At 63.2% G+C, this 18,865-nt stretch carries 12 protein-coding genes; 6 read left to right on the top strand and 6 right to left on the bottom strand.

From position 1 onward, the window contains the following. Positions 1-136 precede the first annotated feature (136 nt). The 3 genes from putA to I6L38_RS15350 form a co-directional block, all read right to left on the bottom strand. Positions 137-3,301, bottom strand: coding sequence for a bifunctional proline dehydrogenase/L-glutamate gamma-semialdehyde dehydrogenase PutA (gene putA, locus I6L38_RS15340; protein ID WP_201885367.1), 3,165 nt, complete (start codon positions 3,299-3,301; stop codon positions 137-139). Positions 3,302-3,569: 268 nt separating this feature from the next. After that, positions 3,570-4,175: a TIGR04211 family SH3 domain-containing protein gene (locus I6L38_RS15345; RefSeq protein ID WP_005309324.1), complete on the bottom strand. Its 606-nt coding sequence runs from the start codon at positions 4,173-4,175 to the stop codon at positions 3,570-3,572. Positions 4,176-4,327: 152 nt separating this feature from the next. Continuing rightward, positions 4,328-5,149 carry a potassium channel family protein gene (locus I6L38_RS15350; RefSeq protein ID WP_017782385.1) on the bottom strand — a complete coding sequence of 274 codons (822 nt, stop codon included), beginning with the start codon at positions 5,147-5,149 and terminating at the stop codon, positions 4,328-4,330. A gap of 31 nt (positions 5,150-5,180) precedes the next feature. On the opposite strand from I6L38_RS15350, the gene I6L38_RS15355 reads away from it, so the two are divergent. The 4 genes from I6L38_RS15355 (at position 5,181) to I6L38_RS15370 (ending at position 11,385) form a co-directional block, all read left to right on the top strand. Further along, positions 5,181-6,431 carry a methyl-accepting chemotaxis protein gene (locus I6L38_RS15355; protein WP_005309321.1) on the top strand — a complete coding sequence of 417 codons (1,251 nt, stop codon included), beginning with the start codon at positions 5,181-5,183 and terminating at the stop codon, positions 6,429-6,431. A 171-nt stretch (positions 6,432-6,602) separates the two neighbouring features. Then, entirely contained in the window at positions 6,603-7,043 is a 441-nt protein-coding gene (locus I6L38_RS15360; protein WP_017779337.1) for a GNAT family N-acetyltransferase, read from the top strand. Positions 7,044-7,173: 130 nt separating this feature from the next. Then, positions 7,174-10,047: a bifunctional [glutamate--ammonia ligase]-adenylyl-L-tyrosine phosphorylase/[glutamate--ammonia-ligase] adenylyltransferase gene (gene glnE / locus I6L38_RS15365; RefSeq protein ID WP_201881420.1), complete on the top strand. Its 2,874-nt coding sequence runs from the start codon at positions 7,174-7,176 to the stop codon at positions 10,045-10,047. Between the two features lie 246 nt (positions 10,048-10,293). Further along, complete coding sequence (locus tag I6L38_RS15370; RefSeq protein WP_201881459.1) at positions 10,294-11,385, top strand: type I restriction endonuclease; 1,092 nt, start codon at positions 10,294-10,296, stop codon at positions 11,383-11,385. Between the two features lie 70 nt (positions 11,386-11,455). Here the strand turns inward: I6L38_RS15370 and I6L38_RS15375 are convergent, their stop codons facing one another. The 3 genes from I6L38_RS15375 to I6L38_RS15385 all read right to left on the bottom strand — a co-directional run bounded on the left by I6L38_RS15375 (position 11,456) and on the right by I6L38_RS15385 (position 16,645). Next, complete coding sequence (locus tag I6L38_RS15375) at positions 11,456-11,992, bottom strand: GNAT family N-acetyltransferase (RefSeq protein ID WP_201881422.1); 537 nt, start codon at positions 11,990-11,992, stop codon at positions 11,456-11,458. Positions 11,993-12,144: 152 nt separating this feature from the next. Beyond that, on the bottom strand, positions 12,145-14,301 hold the full coding sequence (locus I6L38_RS15380) for an AsmA family protein (protein ID WP_201881431.1): 2,157 nt from the start codon (positions 14,299-14,301) through the stop codon (positions 12,145-12,147). 196 nt (positions 14,302-14,497) lie between these two features. Continuing rightward, positions 14,498-16,645, bottom strand: coding sequence for a prolyl oligopeptidase family protein (locus I6L38_RS15385; RefSeq protein ID WP_201881432.1), 2,148 nt, complete (start codon positions 16,643-16,645; stop codon positions 14,498-14,500). Between the two features lie 234 nt (positions 16,646-16,879). On the opposite strand from I6L38_RS15385, the gene I6L38_RS15390 reads away from it, so the two are divergent. Together I6L38_RS15390 and I6L38_RS15395 are read left to right on the top strand one after the other, a co-directional pair. Continuing rightward, entirely contained in the window at positions 16,880-18,091 is a 1,212-nt protein-coding gene (locus tag I6L38_RS15390) for a threonine synthase (protein ID WP_201881434.1), read from the top strand. Continuing rightward, entirely contained in the window at positions 18,088-18,753 is a 666-nt protein-coding gene (locus I6L38_RS15395) for an amino acid ABC transporter permease (RefSeq protein WP_201881436.1), read from the top strand. Before I6L38_RS15390 ends, I6L38_RS15395 begins: the two co-directional genes overlap by 4 nt. The last annotated feature ends 112 nt before the right edge of the window (positions 18,754-18,865 follow it).

Consider the following 18,865-nt stretch of genomic DNA (forward strand, 5'->3'; position numbering starts at 1 on the left):
GATGAAAGCGACAACCGGCCACCATCTTAAGACGCGGCAAGCCGGGTGGCGACCCCAAGATGGCGGCTTTTCAATACCCATGAGAATGCCCATGAAAAAGGCCGCCCGCAGGCGGCCTGATGTCGGTCACGGTCGATCAGGCATCGCCCATCGCCAGCAGTGAGGCGTTGCCGCCCACCGCCGTGGTGTTGATGGTGCGGGTCTTCTCGGTAATGAAACGGCTCAGATAGTGAGGGCCGCCCGCCTTGGGACCGGTGCCGGAGAGCCCCTGCCCGCCGAACGGCTGTACCCCGACCATGGCGCCGATCTGGTTGCGGTTGATGTAGACGTTGCCCACGTTGATGCGGCTCGCCAGCTCCTCGGCATGGGATTCGTTGCGGCTGTGGATCCCCAGCGTCAGGCCGTAGCCGGTACCGTTGATATCCGCGATCACCTTGTCCAGATCCCGGGCGGCGTAGCGCACCACGTGCAGGATGGGGCCGAACTGCTCGCGGGTCAGCTCGCGGATGGAGCCGATCTCCAGCGCGGTCGGCTGCACGAAGTGCCCCCCCAGGGTCACGGCCGGCATCGGCGCCTGGGCGATCAGGCGGGCACGCGGGATCATGTGCACCAGGTGCGCATCCAGCCCCGCCTTGGCCTCGGCGTCGATGACCGGGCCGACGTCGGTGTTGTGCTCGGCCGGGTTGCCCACTTTGAGCTCCTGCAAGGCACCGGTGAGGATCTCCAGCACCCGCGGCGCGATCTCTTCTTGCAGGTAGAGCACCCGCAGGGCGGAGCAGCGCTGGCCGGCGCTCTGGAAGGCGGCGCTCACCACGTCGCGCACCACCTGCTCCGGCAGGGCGGTGGAGTCGACGATCATGGCGTTCTGGCCGCCGGTCTCGGCGATGAGCGGCAGGATGGCGCCATCGCGCTGGGCCAGGGTCATGTTGATGAGCTTGGCGGTCTCGGTAGAGCCGGTGAAGCAGACGCCGCCGATGCGGGCATCCGCCGTCAGCTTGGCACCCACGGTGGCGCCGTCACCCGGCAGCAGTTGCAGCACGTCGCCCGGAATGCCGGCCTGATGGGCCAGGGTCACCGCCAGGTGGGCGATGATACCGGTCTGCTCGGCCGGCTTGGCGATGACTGTGTTGCCGGTGGCCAGCGCCGCGGCGACCTGGCCCAGGAAAATCGCCAGCGGGAAGTTCCACGGGCTGATGCAGACGAACACGCCGCGCCCCTGCAGGAACAGCTCGTTCATCTCGCCGGTGTAGCCCGGCAACAGGGTGGCCTGCCCCATCAGGCCACGGGCCTGCACCGCGTAGTAGCGGCAGAAGTCCACCGCCTCGCGCACCTCGTCGATGCCATCCTGCAGCAGCTTGCCCGCCTCGCGGGTACAGAGGGAGATGAACTGCTCGCGGTTCGCTTCCAGCAGATCCGCCAGTTTCTCAAGGGCGGCGGCACGCTCGCTCACCGGGGTCTCGCGCCAGCGCGGGAAGGCCGCATGGGCCGAGGCCAGCGCCTGCTCCACCGCCTGCTCGTCGGCCCAGTGGATCTTGCCGACGGTGAGGCTCACATCCTGCGGGCTCAGCACCACGCGGGCCTCGTTGCGCTTGAGGGTCTCGCCATCGACGATGGGGCCCGCCAGCCACTGCTTGTTCTCCAGCTCCTTCAACTTGGCGAAGAAGGGGCGCTGGATGGAGACGATGTTCATGTTGACGCCGCTGGAGTTCTTGCGGTCGCTGAACAGGTTCACCGGCTGCGGAATGCGATCGTTGGCCAGGCTGGAGTAGCGCTTGAGGGTGCGCAGCGGGTGCTCGGCCAGGGAGTCGACCGGGGTGTTGGGGTCCACCAGCTTGTGGACGAAGGAGGTGTTGGCCCCGTTCTCCAGCAGGCGGCGCACCAGATAGGGCAGAAGATCCTTGTGAGCCCCCACCGGCGCATAGATGCGGCAGTGCAGGCCGGGATGCTCGTTCAGCACCGCGTTGTGCAGCTCCTCCCCCATGCCGTGCAGGCGCTGGAATTCGAACTGGCGATCGCCGGCCATCTCCAGAATGCTGACCACGGTGTTGGCGTTGTGGGTGGCGAACTGGGGCGAGATGAAGCCGCGGGTCGGCTCGCTCAGCAGGTAGCGGGCGCAGGCGAGGTAGGAGATGTCGGTGCCCGCCTTGCGGGTAAACAGCGGGTAGCCGGGCAGACCGGCCTGCTGGGCATATTTCAGCTCGCTGTCCCAGTAGGCCCCCTTCACCAGCCGCACCGGAATGATATCTCCCTGCTCGCGGGCCAGCGCGGTGAGCCAGCAGAGTACCGGCAAGGCGCGCTTGGAATAGGCCTGCACCACCATGCCGAGCTTGCCCCAGCCACGGTTGGCGTCGGAGCGATAGAGCTGCTCGAACAAGTCCAGGGAGAGCTCGAGGCGGTCCATCTCTTCGGCGTCGATACTGATGGCCACGTCTTTGTCGCGGGCCAGACGCACCAGTCCCACCAGCCGCTCGCACATCTCGCCGAGCACCCGCTCGCGGTTGGCCACGTCATAGCGTGGATGCAGCGCCGACAGCTTGATGGAGATGGAAGGAGCCGGGCCGCCGTCGCTGATGCGCTCGCCGCCCACCGCCTCGATGGCGCGCTGGTAGTCACCGAAATACTTGTCGGCATCGGCCAGGGTCAGGGCGGACTCCCCCAGCATGTCGTAGGTGTGGGTGTAGCCCTTCTCGCGGGACTTGCGGCTCGCCTTGAGGGCTTCCTTCATGTCGCGCCCCAGCACGAACTGCTTGCCCATGATCTTCATGGCGGCGTACATGGCGGATCGCACCACCGGCTCCCCCAGCTTGTTGACCATGCGGCCCAGCAGGTTGGCCGGGTTGCCGTCCAGCTTCTTGTCCAGCTTGATGATCTTGCCGGTCAGCATCAGCCCCCAGGTGGAGGCGTTCACCAGGGTGGAGTCGCTCTTGCGAAAATGGGACGACCAGTTGGCGCCGGAGAGCTTGTCCTTGATCAGGGCATCGGCGGTCTCGGCATCGGGAATGCGCAGCAGCGCCTCCGCCAGGCACATCAGGATGATCCCCTCCTGGGTATCCAGGCTGTACTCCTGCAGGAAGGCATCGATGCCGTCGCCGGATCCGCTCTCCTTGCGCACCTTGGTCACCAGGGTGCGGGCACGCTGGGTCACCCGTTCCAGCGAGGCGCCATCCCCCGGCAGCATGGCCGACAGTTCGGCCAGATAGGCATTTTCATCCACCACGTAGTTCTGGGTGATGGCTTCGCGCAGGGCGGCCAGATCGGAGGGAATGTAGTCAGCGGCAAGCACTTGGGTAGCTTTGAACATATGGGGTCTTCCTGTACGCCCTAGGGCTGATATCGACGAAGGCGGTCGTGCCGCCGAAACGCCGATAATGTATACAATATCAACCCATAGATGAAATGAAATTGTTGCCTGTTATTAACAAAGAACGCTGATTGGCTCATATGGCGCACTATATCGGCGCCATATGCCTACCAGGCAAAATTCATCGCCTTATTTTGTATACAATTTTCGCAAGACAAAAAAGAAAGGTCGCCATGGCGACCCTTCACGCTGCTGCCGACAGCGGTTGTCAGTTCATCCAGCGATCGCCGCGGCTGCGGCGACGGGGCAGCATGGGCAGCAGGATGCCAAGCAGGATGCCGCCCCCCACCATGGCACCACCGCGGATGAACCAGTCCATCTGCATGTCGTGCTCCTGGTTGTCGTAGCTCTGGGTCAGGGCGTCGTTCTGTTCCTTGAGGTTGCCCATCTCCTCGCCCTGGCTGGCCAGCTGGGCCTTGAGGGTGGCGATCTCCTTGCTCTGCTCGGCGATCTTGCCATCCTTCTCGGCGAAGCGTTTCTCGTTGTCACCGTTGAGGTTCAGCAGGCGGGCCTTGGCCTCTTCCAGCTCTTTCTGTACCTGAGGCAGCCGCTCGCGCAGGCTGATCTCGCCCTGCAACTCGCTGCTCTTGATCCAGCCCTCACGGCCGCGACCGTCCACCACCTGGGTAAAACCGGCCTCGTTGTTCACTGCCTTGACGTCCAGCGGCTCACCCGCCTTGACGCTGCCAAGGATCCGGTACTGGGTGCCCGGACCATTGTGAATAAAGGTAAAGATGTTGTCTGAAACATAGCGGGTATCGGCCAGTGCCTGTTGGGCACACAAGCAGATCAGGATCCCGAGAAGGGCGCGCATGGTCGATCGGTTCTCTTCGTTTGGTTAGGTGACTGGCGAATGTTAAGCCGCCGGCGGGTCAAAGGACAAGCAAAGAAAAGGGCTCCCCCCCGAGCTGAGAGGTGGCTCGCAACTTGTCTCTATCGCGACGCGACCATTCCGGACGCCGCTGCCTATTTCTGTTTCAGTGCCTTCACTTCGGCCCGCAGGGCTCGCAGCTCCTGCAACAACAGATCCTGCTGTGCGCTCTGGTGATGGCGCCACTTCTCCAGCTCCGCATCCCCCCGTCCCGGCTGCAGGAACAGGCTGGCCATGAAACCGCTGATGGCACCAAACAGACCGACCCCGAATAGGATCAGCAGGCTGGCGACGAAGCGTCCCTCCTCCGTCTTGGGCACCAGATCGCCATACCCCACGGTGGAGAGGGTCACCAGCGTCCACCAGAAGGCATCGTAGGGAGTCTGGATCTGGCTGCCGGGCTGGCCCGACTCGACCCAGTACATCACCCCTGACCCCACCCCCAGCAGCAGGAAGAACAGGAACAGGATGCCGGAGAGGGTGGTCTCGTTGCGCTCGCGGCGAAACATGGCCAGCAGATCCGGCTGATCCCGCAGCAGCTGGTAGATCCGCCACAACTGGATGAGCCGGGCCCAGCGCAGCTGCTCCACCATGGGCAGACTGCCCGGCAGATAGAACCAGTTGGCCTTGAAGAAGGCCATCCGGTCGGGGGCCCGGATCCAGCCATAGGCGAAGTGACCGAGGAAGAAGTAGCAGATCAGGCTGTCGACGTCATAGAAGAGCTGCAGGGTCTGGGGGGCCAGGGTTTGATGACCCCACCAGCGGGCCGTGACCAGCACAACCGAGATCACCGACAGAAACGCCATCAACAGATCCATGGCGCGTAGATGAGTTAAGTGATGGCGCATACATTTTCCCACTTTAGGCACGGTGCGAATTAATAAAAAGGAAGATAATGCCGATAGTCCTGAGGACAAAGGAAAACCGGTCATTAAAAGGAGAAATATTATGCAGTTAAACCCGCTGGAGAGGCGAATGAGCAATATCCGGCTGGTACCCAAAGTGGTACTGCTCATGGTGTTCAGTACTGTGTTGCTGCTGATCAAGCTCTGGTTCGACGCCAGCAATCTGGAAACCACCCTGCTCAGCGAAGGGATCGCCCCCGACAAGGCAGACACCATCGCCAACAGCCTGCTCTGGACCGGGCTGATGGAGACCGCCATCATGGGGCTGGTCTTCGTGGTACTGCTGCTGACCGGCTCGCGCCTGATGGTCAAGCAGGTGCACTATCTGGTGGGCCTGCTGGAACGCTTCGCCCGCAAGGATCTGAGCCACCGGGTGCTGCTCAAGTCCCGTGACGAATTCGGCGACATCGCCAAAGCGGTGGCCCACTCCCAGGAGAACCTCAAGGAGGTGTTCGGCACCCAACGCGTCGCCTGCAAGGAGCTCAACGACATCGCCTCCCAGGTGACCCTCTGCATGGAGGAGGCCAACGAGGCCATCAGCGAGGAGTTCACCCAAATTGAGCAGCTGGCCAGCGCCATGAGCCAGATGGTGGGTGCCATCCGCGAGGTGGCCGCCCATGCAGAGCAGGCCTCCCACGCCACCGCCGAAACCAGCCAGCTGGCGGAAGAGGGGAGCCGCTGCGTGGCTGCCACCGTCAACACCATCGACACCCTCTCCGGCAACATTCAACGCTCCTCCACCGTGGTCAACCAGGTGGAACAGGGGGTCGATCAGATAGGTTCAGTGGTCGACACCATTCGCGGCATCTCGGAGCAGACCAACCTGCTGGCGCTGAACGCCGCCATCGAAGCCGCCCGCGCCGGTGAGGCGGGCCGTGGCTTCGCGGTGGTCGCCTCCGAGGTACGGGAGTTGGCCAACCGGGCCCAGGCCGCCACCGTCGAGATCCAGAAGATGATCGAACAGTTGCAGGGCAATGCCCGCCAGGCGGCCGAGCTGATGGCCCAGAGCGTGCAGCAGGCCGACAAGGGGGTGGAGCAGGTGACCCAGGCCGGCGACCAGCTCGCCACCATAGTGCAGCGGGTACAGGGGGTGGCCGACATGAACCGCCAGATCGCCGCCGCCTCCGAGCAGCAGAGCTCGGTGGCCGAGGAGATGAGCGGCAACCTGGAGCAGGTCAAGCAGGTGGTGGAGGGTTCCGTCGTGGTACTGCGCGAGCTGCAGGAGGCCTCCGAACTGGTGGAGCGCCACAGCCAGACCCTGGATACTCATATTCAGGCCTTCAAGCTGGCCTGACGGGCGTCATCTCACAGACAGGAAGAGATGAGCCAGCCCCTGGACAGCACTCATCATCCAGGCCCTCAAACTGGCCTGACACAGGGCCGCTGTTGTTGAACGCCGCAATCCGGTTAGACTGGAAGGCCCCCACGAGGGGCCTTTCTTTTTTCATCGCGGCAAGGAGCCAGGATGCAGACCACAGAACTTGCGCTTGAAATCAGCGCCGACCAGGGACGACTCGACCTGCCGCTGATCCACCGCTTCTTGTCTGAAGAGGCCTACTGGTGTCGCGGCATTCCCCTTGCCACCCTGCAGCGGGCCATCAACCATTCGCTCTGCTTTGGCGGCTACCTCGGCGGCCAGCAGGTCGCCTTCGCCCGGGTCATCACAGACCGCGCCACCTTCGGCTATCTGGCCGACGTGTTCGTGCTGCCTGAGTATCGCGGCCGCGGCTACAGCAAGGCACTGGTGGCAGCCATACTCGACCATCCCGAGCTGCAGGGGCTGCGTCGCCTCTCCCTCGCCACCTCCGATGCCCACGGCCTCTACGCCGGTTTCGGCTTCGTGCCGCCCGCCAGCCCCGGCAGCCTGATGGAGATCTACCACCCCGATATCTACCAGCGCACCTGAATGGCCGGCTGCCGATAATTCCCGCCGGATCATGCTTCTCGCCCCTGCGCTGTGACGCGGGGGCCCGACAGTGCTAGATTGGCAGCCAGCTTTTTATCCGGCAGTTTCGTTAATCACAAGGACGGCAACCGTGGCCCAGCACTCTCCCTCTTTCTCCGCCTTCTCCCCCCTGCTGCAGGAGCTGGCCCAGCGCCACTGGCAACGGCTGACTGAACTGGCCCCCGACTACGGCACGCAACCCGAGCCGGTGCGCCAGACTCTGCTGACCCTGCTCGGTCTCTCCGATTTTGTCGCCGACTCTCTCTTCAAACAGCCGGAGTTGCTGACCGAGCTGCTCGCCTCAGGAGATCTGGATCAGGCCGAGCGCTGGCCCGCCTACCAACGCGATCTGGCCGCCCTGCTGGCCGAGGTGGACGACGAGGAGGCGCTCAAGCGCATCCTGCGCCAGTTCCGCCGCAGCCGCATGCTGGTGATCGCCTGGCGCGAGCTGCTGGGCCACGCCGAAGTGGAAGAGAGCTTTATCCACCTCACCAAACTGGCGGATGCGCTCATCTGCTCTGCCCGCGACTGGCTCTACGCCAAGCAGTGTGGCGAGCTGGGCACCCCGATGGATGGCAACGGCAACCCGCAGCCGCTGCTGATCCTCGGCATGGGCAAGCTCGGCGGTGGCGAGCTCAACTTTTCCTCGGACATCGACCTTATCTTCACCTTCCCCGAGAACGGCTACACGGTCGGCGGGCGGCGCGAGCTCGCCAACCAGCAGTTCTTCATCAAGCTGGGCCAGCGCATCATCAACGCCCTGCACCAGAGCACGGTCGACGGCCAGGTATTTCGAGTCGACATGCGGCTGCGCCCCTTTGGCGACGCGGGGCCGCTCGCCATCTCGTTTGCCGCCATGGAGGATTACTACCAGCATCACGGTCGCAACTGGGAGCGTTACGCCATGGTCAAGGCGCGGGTGCTGGGGCCCCAGTGCGAACATGCGGTGGAGCTGGCCGAGATGCTGCGCCCCTTCGTGTTTCGCCGCTATATCGACTTTGGCGTCATCGACGGCCTGCGCCAGATGAAGGCGATGATCGCCGCCGAGGTGCGTCGCAAGGGGCTGGAGGGCAACATCAAGCTGGGGGCTGGCGGCATTCGCGAGGTGGAGTTCATCGCCCAGGCGTTGCAGCTTATTCGCGGCGGTCGTGAACCTGCGCTGCGGGTGCGCCATCTGCCGGAAGCGCTGGCCGCCATTGCCCGGTGCGGCGCCCTCGAATCCGGCCATTGCGACCGCTTGCTGGATGCCTATCGCTTCCTGCGCCGGGTCGAGAACATATTGCAGGAGATCGGCGATCAGCAGACCCAGACCCTGCCCACCGAGGAGCGGGATCGCCAGCGACTCGTCGCCGCCCTCGGCTTTACGGACTGGGGTGCCTTCATGGCTCATCTGGATGAGGAGATGGCGGCCGTCCATCAGGAGTTCGCCGCCGTGGTGGGGGAAGAAAAAGAGGCACCCGCCCATCTGGAGCAGCTCTGGCTCGATCTGTGGCGCACCGAGCTCGACGCCGCCGAGCTGGAAAAACTGCTGACCGCGCAGGGGGTGGCCGAGCCCGCCCCGCTCTGCGCCGCGCTGCTGCGTTTCAAGGAGGAGTACAAGCGCCGTCAGGTTGGCCCGCAGGGGCGCATCGCGCTGGACTGGCTGATGCCGGAGCTACTGCGACTGGTGGTGGCCAGCGAGCAACCTGCCCGCCTGTTCGAGCGGGTGTGCGAGCTGCTGACCCGCATCTTCACCCGTAGCGCCTATCTGCAGCTGCTGGCGGAGAACCCGGGCGCCCTGCGCCAGCTGGTGCGGCTCTGCGATGCCAGCCACCTGGTGAGCGAGCAACTGGCCCGCTACCCGATTTTGCTGGACGAGCTGCTCGACCCGCAGCACCTCTACCACCCCACTCCGCTCGATCAGTACAAACCCCAGCTGCGCCAGTTCCTGCTGCGCATCCCCGAAGAGGATGTGGAGCAGCAGATGGAGGCGCTGCGCCAGTTCAAGCAGGTGCAGCTGCTGCGCATCGTGGCGGCCGACATCGCCGGCGCCCTGCCGCTGATGAAGGTGAGCGACCACCTCACCTGGCTGGCGGAGGCGATCACCGAGGAGGTGGTCAATCAGGCCTGGGCCCAGATGAGCGAGCGTTACGGGGTGCCGCCCGAGGTGGCGGTGAGCGGCCAGCGCGGCTTTGCGGTGGTGGCCTACGGCAAGCTGGGCGGCATCGAGCTCGGCTACGGCTCCGATCTCGACCTGGTGTTCCTGCACGGCGGTGACCCCAACAGCTACACCGACGGGCGCAAGCCCATCGACAGTCGCCAGTTCTACCTGCGTCTGGCCCAGCGGATCCTGCACCTGTTCAGCACCCGCACCCCCTCCGGCATCCTCTACGAGATCGACATGCGGCTGCGCCCCTCCGGCGACTCTGGCCTGCTGGTCTCATCGCTGTCGGCCTATGAGCTGTATCAGCAAAACGAGGCCTGGACCTGGGAGCATCAGGCGCTGGTGCGGGCCCGTCCGATTTATGGCGATGAGGCGGTGATCGCCGAGTTTGCCCGCATCCGCCGCGCCGTGCTGGCCAAGGAGCGCGAGCTGCCGACCCTGGCCCGCGAGGTGCGCGAGATGCGCCACAAGATGCGGGATCACCTGCTCAAAGCCGGTGCCGGCGAGTTCGATCTCAAGCAGTCCCCCGGCGGCATGGTGGACATCGAGTTTATCGCCCAGTATCTGGTGCTGGCCCATGCCTGCGGCGAACCCGATGCCCTCACTCGCTGGTCCGATAACGTGCGCATCTTCGACGAGTGCGTGCTGGCGGGAGTGCTGACCCTGGAGCAGGCGGAGGGGCTCAAGCACGCCTATCTGGAGATCCGCAACCTCGGCCATCGCCTCAACCTCTCGGAGGTCTCCCGCAAGGTGGGGGACGACCAGTTGCTGGCCGAACGAGGCCATGTGCTGGCGGTCTGGCAACAGCTGCTGGGGGAGTAAACAGAAGGGGCGCCGAGGCGCCCCTTTTAATTGCTCTTTGCGACAATGAGCCAAATATTCTTCACATAAAACTCAATAGCGGTGAGCTAGATCCTGTTTCAGGCATACAATCCTTGGAATCGTATGGCACTTTGCTGAATATAAGCAGAGGTTATGGGTATCCAGTCTCCATTATTCAGCCCGAAAATGATGGAGGGGAATATAGCGTTAAAAAGTACCACCTTGCTGCCATACAGAGAGGAAGAAATGGATTTTTCAGAACAGCTACAGAGTCTATCCAAAAAAATTGCGCAACAAGCATCGATGATCACTACTGAAGAAGCGACCAAAAATGCCTTTGTCATGCCATTTCTCAATCGTGTTCTCGGTTATGATGTCTTTGACCCCACCGAGGTAATCCCCGAGTTCACCGCAGATACCGGTATCAAAAAGGGAGAAAAGGTTGACTATGCCATTCTGAAGGATGGCCAGATTCAAATTCTGGTTGAATGTAAAAAATACAGTGAAAAGCTGTCTGCAAAACACTCAGGCCAACTCTTTCGTTATTTCTCGGTCACCAATGCCAGAATTGGCATTCTCACCAATGGTGCTCAGTATGAATTTTATACCGACCTGGATGCACCAAATAAAATGGATGAAAAGCCATTTCTTACATTGGATCTTGAGGACATAGATGAGCATGTCGTTCCTGAGGTATTAAAACTGACTAAAACCGCCTTCGATGTTGAGTCCGTTGTTGATGCTGCAGGAGAACTTAAATATCTTAGCCAGATCAAAAAACTACTTGCCGAGCAATTTGCTTCTCCAGAAGAGGATTTCGTCAAATTCTTTGCATCTCGTATTTATGATGGCGTACTGACAGCCAGGGTTAAACAGTCGTTCACCGATATCAGCAAGAAAGCACTGAACCAATTCCTCAACGATAGCATCAATGCAAGATTGAAGTCTGCAATAGGTAATAGTGTCAGTACTTCAACTGTCTCATCAATCTCAGAGAACGATCTGCCTGGTGACAACAGCGAAAATGATAACAATAAAGAAAAATCCAGAGTAGACACCACTATTGAAGAAATGGAAGCGTTCAATGTGGTTAAAGCAATACTCAGGCAGCAATTTGATGTCGCCAGGATTGCCCCCAGGGATACCCAAAGTTATTTTGGAATCCTGCTGGATGACAATAACCGGAAACCACTTTGCAGATTACATTTTAACTCTCGCCAAAAATATATAGGCCTGTTTGATGCGGAAAAGAAAGAAACTCGACATCCGATTGGCTCAATAGATGAGATTTTCACTTTTGCAGATCAACTGCTTCATACTACAGCCGTCTACGAATAATCCTGCTATCAGGGGGAGAGACCTCCCCCTTCACTTCACTTCACTTCACTATAGAGTGCCTGTCACTGATTCAGGCCGGGCCGTGATCCATCACCGTCTCCACCAGCACCTTGTTGAAACGCAGATAATCCTCCTTGTCGAGCGGGGCCGGATAGCTCAGCACCCGCAGCGCATGTCCCTCGCAATCTGGCTGATAGGGCGGGTGCACGTGGTCATGATCGCTCAGACAAAAACCCAGCCCCTGATAGAAGCGCAGCCGTCGAAGGGAAACCTCGTCCTCTGGCGGATCTATCTCCAGGATGACGGGCCGCCCCGCCGTCTCGCAGAAGGCGGCAAGCAGGCGTGAGCCGTGGTTCTGGCCGCGCAGGGCGGGGTTGATGGCCAGATGCTCGATGTAGATCTGCTCACCGCAGTCCCACCAGAAGATAAAGCCGAGCAGCTGCTCGCCCTGATAAAAGAGCTGACAGTGAAAGCGGGAGTCTCCCATCTTGCGTTGCTGATGCTGCGGCTGGCGCTGTTCATAGCGGGGAAAGCTGCTGCCGTAGATCTGCCAGACCAGTGGCCAGTCCGGATGGGATATCTCTCTTGCGATTTCACTTCGACTCATTCATCTGCTCCTTGGTAAAACCACAGTGATACCATCTTTATCCGGCCCAAACACCCCTCTCTTTCACTACCGGCGCGTCCCCGCCTCCCGGCCAAAACGCACAGAGCCCGCACGGGGCAGGCTCTGCATGGCGATAAAACAACAGGGCTAGGCTATTTGAACAGGCCCTTGAGCAGCTGATCGGCCACCCCCTTCACCCCTTCGTTGTCGGCCTTGTCACCCAGCAGCTTCTTGAGACCGCGCTCGGCCTCCTTGCGGGCCTTCTCCTCCAGCAGCTTGTTGTTGCTGAGCAGTGCCTTCACATCGAGCCGGTAGCTCGGCGCCTGCCAGTGGCCGCCGATACGCACAGGTATGGTGATGTCCTTGAGCTCATCCACCGTCTTGCCCCCCTGCCCCTTGCTGCTCTCCACCACGGAGGTGAGGAACAGGAAATCGAGGGTCTCCGGCACCAGAGCGGTCTGGCCCTGCCCCTTCACCCGCAGAGCGGGGGCGAACAGCTGGATGTCGTCGCTCTGGGCGACCCCGTCGGCAATCCGGAAGCTGGCGGTGAGGGCGCTGAAGTCGGTCTTGCGCGCCTCCTTCACCTGATCCGCCCCCTTGCCGGTCAGGGTGGCCCGCGCCTCGCGGATCATCTCCGCCAGGTTGATGCCGTGCAGGGCGCCATCGCTCAACTTGAGGTTCACCTTGCCCTGCATCCGGCTGCGCAGCGCCAGTTCGGAGAGGCCGGCTCCCTGCACTTCGACCTCGAGATCCCCCTTGCCCTCCAGCAGATCGGTCTGGGCCAGGGTCTGCAGCAGCGGCCGCACATCGACCCCCTGTACCCGCTTGTGGGCCTGATAGCGAGCCGGCTTTTGCCGCGCATCGAGCACGCCGCTGGCGGTCACCTTGCCACCGGCCACGCCGGCGCTGAACTGCTTGAGGGTGAGCTGGCCACCGGCCAGGGCGAGCTGCAGGTCGACGGCGTTCAGATCCAGCCCTTTCAGTCGCACACTGCCCAGCTGCAACCGGCCGGCCAGATCAACCGACTTGAGGGCGGTCAGATCCGGTTCGGCCGTGGAGAGCGCCTTGGCGGCGGGTGCGGCAGCCTGCGCCGTCGTCCCGGCCGGGGCTGCAGCGCCCGAACTGGCCGCGGCGGGTGCAGTCTTGGCCGGCTGACCGAGCCAGCCGTCAAGGTCGAGCTTCTCCCCCTTGAGGTCGAATTCCACCCTGGGCACGGCGCCCAGCTGCACGCTGCCGTTGCCGCTCAGCAGGGCGTCATCCACCCCCATCACCAGGTTGGTCAGGATCACGTTCTGCTTGTCGAGCTCGGCACGGGCAAAGCCCGCCAGCTTCACCTGCAGTTGCGGACGTGGCAGGGCGTCACCACTGAGCTTGGCGGCCAGCACGGCATCCGACACCTCCAGCAGTTGCCGGTTCTCGTCGAGGCGCGCCTTGAGAGTACCCTCCAGGGTGCCGGCCAGGGTCGGCTTGTCCGCCGTTCCCTGGGCGCCCTGCAAGTTGAGCGTGAGGCTGCTCCACTCCCCCAGCGCCAGCCGGTCGGCCTTGAGGGAGAAGGCGTCGAGCCGCTGCACCGGATCCTTCAGGCTCCCCTCCAGGCTGAGATCCTTGAGCTCGCTGCGGCTCTCATCCTGGGCCAGCTTGAGCTGGGCCTGCCCCTTGAGATCAAATGCCAGCTCCCCCTGGGCCCCCTTGGCGGCCAGGGTCACCGGCACCCACTGATCCACCACCAGCTGGCCCAGGTTCAGATCCAGCTGTTCGAGGCGGGAGACTGTGCCGTTGCGATCATCCTGCAGCAGGGCGCTGGCCTGTTGCAGCTCCACCCCTTGCAGGCTGATCTGCCAGGGCTGCTTGTCACTGGCGGCCGGGGCAGCCGGCTGACTCTCGCCCGTCGGCGAGGCATCCGCCCCCTGTTTGGTCGTCTTGATGAGATCGCTCAGGTTGGAGCTGCCGTCAGCCTTGGTCTGGATAAACAGGTGGGCGCCGCTCAGGGTCACCTTGCCTATCTCAAGCCGGTGGGAGAGCAGCGGCAGCAGGCCCACCGAGGCCTCCCCGCGCTCGAAGCGCACGAGGTCGGGCTCGGCGAAACCGGCGGGGTTGCGCAGCGCCACCTTCTCGAGAGAGAGGCCGAGGCTTGGCCAGAAGCGCCAGCCGATCGCCCCCTCCATCACCAGCTCGCGGCCGGTACTCTTGCGCACCTGCTCCACCAGCTGAGGCTTGAACTGATTGGGGTCGATGAGGGACATCAGGGCGGTGATGGCCACCACGGCCGCCAGCGCCAACCCCAGCAGGATGTAGATGATCTTCTTCACGATGGACTCCTTGAATGCGGATCTTGTGACTGACTATACCACCGGGGGGATAACAGATGGGGCCCGTCTGCCAAAACAGGCCAGCGGCGAGACAGGGATGGTCGCAGGTCGGCGTTCAAACGCGCGGCAATGAAAAGGGCCCCGCAGGGCCCTGATGATAGTGGATGGTGGATGGCTGACGCCCCTCTCGCCCGGATCAAGGTTGACGCGGCAGCTCCCGGTAGCCCATCTCGTACAGGGTGAAGGCATAGATGTCCGCACTCTGCTCAATCAGCTTGGCCACCGGCGTACCCGCCCCGTGCCCGGCATTGGTCTCGATGCGGATGAGCTGGGGATGGGGGCCGGCATCGTCGGCCTGCAGGGTGGCGGCAAACTTGAAGGAGTGAGCCGGCACCACCCGATCGTCGTGGTCCGCCGTGGTCACCATAGTCGAGGGGTAGCTGACCCCGGGTCGGACGTTGTGCAGCGGCGAGTAGCCCTTCAGGTAGTCGAACATGGCCTCGCTGTCGGCGCTGGTGCCGTAGTCATAGGCCCAGCCCGCCCCGGCGGTGAAGGTGTGGTAGCGCAGCATGTCGAGCACCCCCACCGCCGGCAGGGCGACCCGCATCAGATCCGGCCGCTGGGTCATCACGGCCCCCACCAGCAGACCGCCGTTGGAGCCACCGCGGATCGCCAGCCGGTCGGTGCGGGTGTAGCCCTCGGCCTTGAGGTACTCGGCCGCCGCGATGAAGTCGTCGAACACGTTCTGTTTGTTCTGCTGGGTGCCCGCCAGGTGCCAGGCCTGGCCGTACTCACCGCCCCCGCGCAGGTTGGCCACCGCATAGACGCCCCCCAGATCCAGCCAGTTGGCCACCGACACGCTGAAGCTCGGAGTCAGGCTCACGTCGAAGCCGCCATAGCCGTAGAGGATGGTCGGGTTGCTGCCATCGAGTTTCAGCCCCTTGCGGTAGCTGATGATGAGCGGCACCCGGGTGCCGTCCTTGCTCTGGTAGAAGCGCTGCTCGGAGACGTAATCCTCTGGCTTGAACGGCGCCGCCGAGGCGCGATAGAGGCTGATGGCGCCGCTCTTGGGCTCGAACCGGTAGAGTGTGGGCGGCTGGGCATAGTTCTCGAAACCGAAGTAGAGGGCAGGATCATCGTGCTTGCCGTTGAAGCCGCTGACGCTGCCAAGGCCGGGCAGCGCCACCTCGCGCACCCGCTTGCCCTCGTAGTCGAACTGCTCGACCCGGGCGGTGGCATCCACCATGTACTCGGCAAACAGATAGCCGCTGCCGCTGTGCACCGTCAGCACCTGCTGACGCTCGGGGATAAGGTCGCGCCAGTGGGCCGGCCCCGGGTTGGCGGCATCAACCGTCACCAGCCGGCGGTTGGGGGCGTCCCTGTTGGTCAGCAGGTAAAGGGTGCTGCCCTTGTTGTCCACCAGGCTCACATCCGCGTCCAGATCCCCCTGCACCGTCAACAGCGGCGCGTTCTCCTGGCTCAGATCCTTCACATAGAGGCGGTTGCCGGAGGTGGAGTTCGCCGCCGAGATGAGCAGGAAGCGGTCATCCTCGGTGACGGTCGCCCCCACGTAGCGGTGGTGCTGGGCCGGGATGGCGCCGAACACCAGCCGGTCATCCTGCTGCGCCGTGCCGAGCCGGTGGAAATAGACCTTGTGCTGATCGGTCCTGGCCGACAGCTCGCTGCCGTCGGGCTTGTCGTAGCTCGAGTAGAAGAAGCCCTCGTTGCCAAGCCAGCTGATGCCGCTGAACTTCACATCCTTGAGGGGCGCCTCTAGCGGCTGCTTGCTCTGTACGTCCATCAGGTGGATCTCGCGCCAGTCGCTACCCGCCAGCGACAGCGAGTAGGCCAGGATGCGGCCATCGCGGGAGAAGCTCAGCTGATCCAGTGCCGTGGTGCCGTCGGGGCTGAGGGTATTGGGATCGAGGAACACCTCGGCCGGCTTGCCCTCCTGCTGGCGCCACAGCACGTTCTGGTTCTGCAGTCCGTCGTTCTTGAAGAAGTAGTGGTAGCGCCCCTCGCGAAACGGCGCCCCCTCCTTGGCGTAGTTCCAGGAAGCGGCCAGCTTCTCCTTGATAGCGGCGCGATACGGGATCTGTGCCAGATAACCCTGGGTCACTGCATTCTGGGCCTTGACCCAGGCTTCGGTCTCGGGGCTGCGGTCATCCTCCAGCCAGCGATAGGGGTCGGCCACGGCCTGACCGAAGTAGTGATCCACCTGCTCACCCTGGCGGGTGACGGGGTAGTGAAGGCGCGCTTTCCCTGACATGGCATCCTCTCTGGTTGGCTGGCCGCTGCACGCACAGAGCAGTGACAGGGCCAGCAGGCTGACAATCGCTCGCATCGATGCGGCTCCCTGCAATTTCGGTGAAGCGGGCAGGTTAGCAAAGAGTGCCGGATGGCCCAACCCCCCAGCGGGTGACCAGGCAACATGAGCGGGAAACCGCCACAACCCGGATAAATCGGAGTCATATGAATTTTTTCGCTTAGGTTTGCCAGTTTATTTTGTTTGTTATCCGGCACTTGGGTCACAGGATGGAATAAGCGACTGACCATCTCGACTCATTCAGGATAAAGCATGCCGTACAGCTACCTATCACATCTGCGTTGCAGCAAGACCGGCGAGGTTGTGGATGCCGATCAGCCCCAGCAGCTGAGCCCGGTCGGCGCCCCCTTGCTGGCCAGCTACGACCTCGAGGCCCTGAAGCAGGCCTGGCATCCGGCCGCCCTGCTGGGTCGCCCCGCCAGCCTGTGGCGCTACCACGAGCTGCTGCCGGTGCGCGACCCCGCCCAGGTGGTCACCCTGGGGGAAGGCTTCACCCCGCTGTTGCCGCTGCCGCGCCTCGGCAAGCAGGTCGGCATTCCGGATCTCTGGATGAAGGATGAGAGCCTCACCCCCACCGGCTCTTTCAAGGCCCGCGGCGCCGCGGTCGGCGTCTCCCGCGCCCGTGAACTCGGCGTCACCCACTTCGCCATGCCCACCAACGGCAACGCCGGTGCGGCCTGGGCACTTTACGGCGCCCGCGCCGGCTTGCTCAGCACCATAGTCCAGCCGCAGGCGGCCCCCGCCATCACAAGACTGGAGAGCGCCCTGGCCGGTGCCCGCCTCTATCTGGTGGACGGCCTCATCAGCGACGCCGGTCGCCAAGTGGCCGAGGCGGTGGCCGAGCAGGGGCTGTTCGATGCCTCCACCCTCAAGGAGCCCTATCGCATCGAGGGCAAGAAGACCATGGGGTTTGAAATCGCCGAGCAGCTCGGCTGGACCCTGCCGGACGTGATCCTCTACCCCACCGGCGGCGGCGTCGGTCTCATCGGCATCTACAAGGCGCTGCGGGAACTGCAGGAGCTGGGCTGGGTGCAGGGGCCGCTGCCGCGCCTGGTGGCGGTGCAGGCGAGCGGCTGCGCCCCCATCGTCCAGGCCTGGCAGCAGGGGGAGCGCGAATCGCGCTTCTGGCCCGACTCCCAGACCTTGGCGTTCGGCATCAACGTGCCCAAGGCGCTGGGGGATTTTCTGGTGCTGGACGCCCTCTATCGCACCGAGGGCTGCGCCGTCGCGGTGGAAGATGGCGCCATCCAGCGCGAGCTGCGTCAACTCGCCTCCCAGGAGGGCTGCTTCGTCTGCCCGGAAGGGGCGGCCGCCTTCGCCGCCGCCCGCCAGCTGCGGGAAGCGGGCTGGATCCAGGGGGGCGAGCGGGTGGTGGTACTCAACACTGGTGCCGGCATCAAGTACCCGGACGCCATCACGGTCGTGCCCCAGCGGCTGCGCCGCGACGGGAGGATCCCGGCATGAGCTTCGACTGGTCTTTTGTCCTCACCACCCTGCCGGCGTTCGGCCAATCGGTCTGGGTCACCTTGCAGCTCGGCGCCATCGTGATCCTCACCTCGCTCGCCGTGGCGCTGCTCAATGTGACGCTGCAAAGCCTGCATCGGCCCTGGCTGAACAGGGTGATCCGCGCCTATGTGGAGCTGGCCCGCAACACGCCGCTCTTGATCCAGCTGTTCTTTCTCTACTTCGGGCTGCCGGCGCTCGGTCTGTCGTTGTCGGGCTTTGCCACGGCGGTGATCGCCATGACCTTCCTCGGCGGCGGCTACCTGACCGAGGCGCTGCGGGCAGGCGTTCAGGCAATCCCCCCCAGCCAACTGGAGGCGGGGCGGGCCATCGGCCTCTCCCGCTGGCAACTGCTACGCCACGTGCAGCTGCCCCAGGCCTGGCTCGCCAGCCTGCCGGCGCTGTTTGCCAATTTCATCTTCCTCTTGAAAGAGACCACGGTGGCCTCGGCGGTGGCGGTGCCGGAACTGCTCTACACCACCAAGAACTACATCGCCCTCTACTACAAGACCTACGAGATGCTGGCGGTACTGACCTTGATGTGCGTGCTGATCTTTCTGCCGCTGTCGCTCGCCCTGCGCGTCGTTGAAAGGAGGCTGCAACATGGTCAGTTCGGTCACTGAATCGCTGATGCAGGCGAGGATCCCGATGTGGGCACTTACCTTCCTGCTGCCACCGTCACTCGTCACCGAGGCGCAGGAAAGGAGGGATCAATATGGTCAGTTCGGTCACTGA

It is taken from the genome of Aeromonas sp. FDAARGOS 1408 (assembly GCF_019048665.1).
GTDB classification, from domain to species: domain Bacteria; phylum Pseudomonadota; class Gammaproteobacteria; order Enterobacterales; family Aeromonadaceae; genus Aeromonas; species Aeromonas dhakensis.

Bases quoted from the DNA above. Each gene is read 5' to 3' on its own strand.
- I6L38_RS15390 (WP_201881434.1), top strand. From the start codon at position 16,880: ATGCCGTACAGCTACCTATCACATCTGCGTTGCAGCAAGACCGGCGAG.
- I6L38_RS15395 (WP_201881436.1), top strand. From the start codon at position 18,088: ATGAGCTTCGACTGGTCTTTTGTCCTCACCACCCTGCCGGCGTTCGGC.
- I6L38_RS15355 (WP_005309321.1), top strand. From the start codon at position 5,181: ATGCAGTTAAACCCGCTGGAGAGGCGAATGAGCAATATCCGGCTGGTA.
- I6L38_RS15385 (WP_201881432.1), bottom strand. From the start codon at position 16,645: ATGCGAGCGATTGTCAGCCTGCTGGCCCTGTCACTGCTCTGTGCGTGC.
- I6L38_RS15370 (WP_201881459.1), top strand. From the start codon at position 10,294: ATGGATTTTTCAGAACAGCTACAGAGTCTATCCAAAAAAATTGCGCAA.
- I6L38_RS15375 (WP_201881422.1), bottom strand. From the start codon at position 11,992: ATGAGTCGAAGTGAAATCGCAAGAGAGATATCCCATCCGGACTGGCCA.
- I6L38_RS15345 (WP_005309324.1), bottom strand. From the start codon at position 4,175: ATGCGCGCCCTTCTCGGGATCCTGATCTGCTTGTGTGCCCAACAGGCA.
- I6L38_RS15360 (WP_017779337.1), top strand. From the start codon at position 6,603: ATGCAGACCACAGAACTTGCGCTTGAAATCAGCGCCGACCAGGGACGA.
- putA (WP_201885367.1), bottom strand. From the start codon at position 3,301: ATGTTCAAAGCTACCCAAGTGCTTGCCGCTGACTACATTCCCTCCGAT.